General features: G+C 46.7%; 3 protein-coding genes and 1 pseudogene. All 4 read right to left on the bottom strand.

Going from position 1 to position 4,199, the window contains the following annotated elements:
* Positions 1-313 (bottom strand): annotated as a pseudogene (locus tag VN429_RS00030) (hypothetical protein); the annotation flags it as partial.
* A 5-nt stretch (positions 314-318) separates the two neighbouring features.
* The gene (locus tag VN429_RS00025) at positions 319-777 is read right to left on the bottom strand and encodes an acylphosphatase (RefSeq protein WP_325628431.1); all 459 of its coding nucleotides are present in this window, start codon (positions 775-777) and stop codon (positions 319-321) included.
* Between the two features lie 93 nt (positions 778-870).
* Positions 871-2,484 (bottom strand): phenylalanine--tRNA ligase subunit beta, encoded by a 1,614-nt coding sequence (gene pheT / locus VN429_RS00020; protein WP_325628429.1) that lies wholly within the window; start codon positions 2,482-2,484, stop codon positions 871-873.
* Positions 2,484-3,920: a phenylalanine--tRNA ligase subunit alpha gene (gene pheS / locus VN429_RS00015; RefSeq protein WP_325628427.1), complete on the bottom strand. Its 1,437-nt coding sequence runs from the start codon at positions 3,918-3,920 to the stop codon at positions 2,484-2,486. The genes pheT and pheS overlap by 1 nt, the downstream gene beginning before the upstream one ends.
* Between the last annotated feature and the right edge of the window lie 279 nt (positions 3,921-4,199).

Below are 4,199 nucleotides of genomic sequence, written 5' to 3'. Positions count from 1 at the left end.
CAGATTTTCCATTATACTCTTCAGAATTTGAGTAAATTGTAATAATCAAAGGAACCGTAGTCAGAGCATCATTAAAGCACGGACTCATCTCACGTTGAAATGACATGAAAGAGACAAGTTCAATAAATGGCCGTTCGTCATCAGGTAATTGGCCATACTCTTTCAGATCTTCTGCATAGGAGGAGGTTTTTGCAAGGTCCTCTTCAAAGTAGAGGATGATAGATACATCACCCTTTCGGGCAATTGCTTCCAGAACCCTAATATCAACTTTTTTTCCGACTTCAAGTCCAGCCGGAGAATCTTGAATCACCATATTCATTACCCTTGTGAATGAATCGCCTCGATCATTCTTTCTAGAACTTCACGACGTTTCTTTGACTCTTTCTTCATATCCCTGAGTGCATCCAGCATATCAGTCTGAGTCTTCAGGGAACGTTTCTGAAGTTTAAGCATCTCACGCATGTACTCAAGTGCAAGTTCTGATCTGACAAACATCTCTTTCTGAAAATCACCAAAGTGAGGCTCAAAGTGTGCATATTCCCCAACATAAGGCAAATCAGTGACTTCAATGGTGTGAACCTCAATTAGGGGTTCATCTTTTGCATACAAATCAGTAACAAACTGATCGAGCGCCAGTTCATCACCTTCCGCGATAATAGATACCCGGCCATCAGGCTCATTAGTTGCATATCCGGTTACACAGTACCTGTTGGCGATAAGGCGTGCATATCCCCGGTAGCCGACTCCCTGAACTCTGCCTGAAACCAGGATGCTCAATCGTTTCTGCATAAGACTTCGGTGGTACCAACTCGTAAGTCGGGAGAGCGGTTGAACATTTCGAACCTGTTTGCAGGTTCTGAAAAAAAGAACTCAAGGGAGAAGGGTCAGATCAATCTCTACTGCAGAAACTGGTTGATCAATGTCAAAAGCACTGAGCACTGCGGGATGAATCTCACCAAACATACCAATCACCTTTCCATCGACGACAATATCAGCACGTCTGCCATCGATGAAGGCTGGATCAGAACTTACAGCTACCTCATATGTAAGTCCCATCTCACGACAGACCGCATCCGCTGTTGCATAGGCCTCCGAGAAATCTGCTCCGGGATGAGTTGAAGAGAGAGCTATTTTCTGACCAGTCTTCAAATCTCTAACAACATCACCGACATGAAAGATCTTCTGAGGGAGTTCACGACGTTTGTTGATTCTGAAAAGGTCAAGAAGTAATGGAAGGATATCAGTCCTGACAAGAGTCTGGTCTTCACTGATTGGGTGAAGAACACGAAGAACTCCGGGGTGTGCGGGCCGCTGCATATTTACATACATCACTCCATCATTGGAGAGTGTAAATGGCATAACCTCCTGATATCCTAGTCCACAGCAGATTTCACGAAGGAGACCGGCACGAACCATGACAGGGTGTTCACACCCGAGAGTCGGTGCACGTGGAAGCACAGTGTCAAGGTTATCAAACCCAAACCCAATTGCAACATCCTCGAAAACATCCCAATCATGCATGATGTCAGCTCTGTAACACGGAATGTTCACCCGGACTGTGTCTGATCCGGCAGCCTCAGCACCATACCTCATTTTTTTGAGTACCTCGGCCATCTCTTTCGCAGAAAGACTACAGCCGATTAATTTGTTACACGCTGCAACGCTTATTACACGTTCGGCAGGTGCAAGATCAGGACATGGTTTGCCGTTTATCAACACCGCTTCACAGGTTCCTCCTGCAGAAATGAGTGCTGAGGTGATAACTTTCACTGCAGTCATGACTGCACGCTCATCAGTACCTGTCACGTCAAGGAGCAGGTTCCTGCTCTTTTCGGTCACACGGGTCAATTCACCGTTGATGATTGGCGGGAAGGAGAGAACATTGCCTTTTGCATCCTCTATCAGGGGCATGAGAGGTTTACCTGCCACAATATGAGCATAATCCCGACCCTTTGGATGTTTCTCCATGATCTCGGCAAGTGTCATCTCCTCTGAAAAATCAAGAGGAACAAATGAACGGGTTATCGGAGCACCATAGTACCTGAACGGCGGGGTGATCTTGTCAAGATCATGAATGCCGATCGCGACCTTTGAGCGACCTCTTCCTACCACCCAGTGAAGTGCCTCCTGAACTCCCATGAGGCTGATGATCGCTTCATTATCAAGAGAGATATTCCTGATAACTGCTGACCCAAGGTATGGCCTGATATTTTTCAGATTCTCATCGACTGTAAACTGGAGAGACGGGGGTGCCACCGGATACTTCTCTTCTCCTGATTCTAGGCCCAGGAATCCTCGCATGGCTCTGGCTACACCTTCAGTCGAGTAGAGATCTACCCGGTCAGGGAAGAACTCAACATCAACCTGCTCTTCAAGAACACGTTCAATATCGCAGCCTATCATCGGAAGTCTTTCGATAATCGTCTTCCGGTCAGTTCCCGTGAGTCGTTCAAGGTATTTGTATGGGAGTGATACAACCGGCATCAGTAATCACCTCCATTCATGACCGGTGTCCGACGAACCCAATCGATATCACTTTGGTAGAGTTCACGGAGATCAGAGAGACCCATTCTGAGCATGGCGACCCGTGAGACACCAAGACCCCAGGCTAGAACCGGACTTGTAATTCCCCAAGGGGCAGTAACTTCTTCCCTGAATATCCCTGCTCCTCCAAGTTCAACCCAGCCAAGGCCATCGATCCAGACCTCAGGTTCAACACTTGGTTCAGTATACGGAAAGTATGCAGGCCTGAATCGTACATTTGAAAAGCCCATTCTTCCGTAGAATTCTTTGAGGTACCCGAGCAGATGACGGAAACTCACATCCTCATCCATTACTATTCCTTCGAGTTGTTCAAATTCAGGAAGATGGGTTGGATCAATTGTCTCTCTCCGGTATACCCTGCCAATGCAGAATGCTTTTTCAGGTGGATTCGGATGAGTTGCAAGATGCTGTATTGAGAGTGAGGTTGTGTGGGTCCTGAGCACTGTTGCCTTTGCTTTTTCAGGATCCCAATTTCCACCCCATCCACACGATGATGTATCACCACCATGTTCATGAATGTCCCTAACTTTTTCCCATCCGCCTGGAAGCTCTGACCGCTCCTTGAGGTGAAAAGTGTCCTGCATCTCTCTTGCCGGGTGATCCTGTGGCTGGAAGAGAGCGTCAAAGTTCCAGAATGCTCCCTGGACAACCGAACCGTAAAGTTCGGTAAATCCCATATCAAGGAGAATTCTCCGCATCTCGTTAATGAGCCGCTGATAGGGATGGATCTTGCCGGGCCAGACCGGACGGGGTTTCTTGGTGATATCATACCTGCGAAGGGTAAGATCTCGCCAGGCTCCTGAACTGATCTGATCGCTGGTCAATGTCCCGGTCTCTTCAACCAGAGTCAGACCCGATGCTGCGAGTTTTTTTCCCTCATCCGTAATACTGATGGAATACTGGACAGACTCTTCTTCTTCTGCCAGCCCTCGTTTAAGAAGTTCTTTTCGAACTTCTGGTGCGGCCAAATCAGGTGAAGAGAGCCCTAATTCTATAGGGGATTTTTCAGCACTACCAATTTTGATTACTGAACCACCTTCGATCTTCACCCACCCTAATCGCTTCATCCATCCAAGACCGATTTTTGCATGAGGGTGCTTATTGAGATCTGCAATCGGTGAGGATTCGGAAAAAGACTCATAAAGCTGGCGTTCAGGTAATCCTTCGGAACTGTAGCGGGACCCTTCATCAGTGAGAATCAGTCTTGAACTAACGTTTCGTTCAACAATTGCCAAACCTTTCTGTGAGAGCAGACCTCCATACTGAATGACTGATTCAGCAGGGCGATCCAGTGCCTGGGCCAGTTTTTCCGGGCTAGCTGATCCGATGTTATTCAGTTCAAGAAGCAATCGCTTCTCATTCAATGCTAATTGCATACTCCCCTCCTAGATAAAAGGGGAGATATCATCGTTATGACCGGTGATTGGTGAATTATTGTATCATACATGGGTTAATCTCCTGAAAACCTGAACAGTGGTAATCGATTATTACAGGGGCCCGGATAGAACCAGACCCCTATCTAAACGAAAAAAATGAACCGAAGAAGAATAAGGGAGTATATCCCGAGCTCCGCATAAGTAAACCTAGTATTTGTTGAAGGTGATCACTTATTATAGAATGGGTTAGACTCCCTTAACAACAAATATCACTAGAAC

This window comes from Methanospirillum sp. (assembly GCF_035560735.1).
Lineage (GTDB): Archaea > Halobacteriota > Methanomicrobia > Methanomicrobiales > Methanospirillaceae > Methanospirillum.
This window is presented reverse-complemented; position numbering and strand designations above follow the sequence as displayed.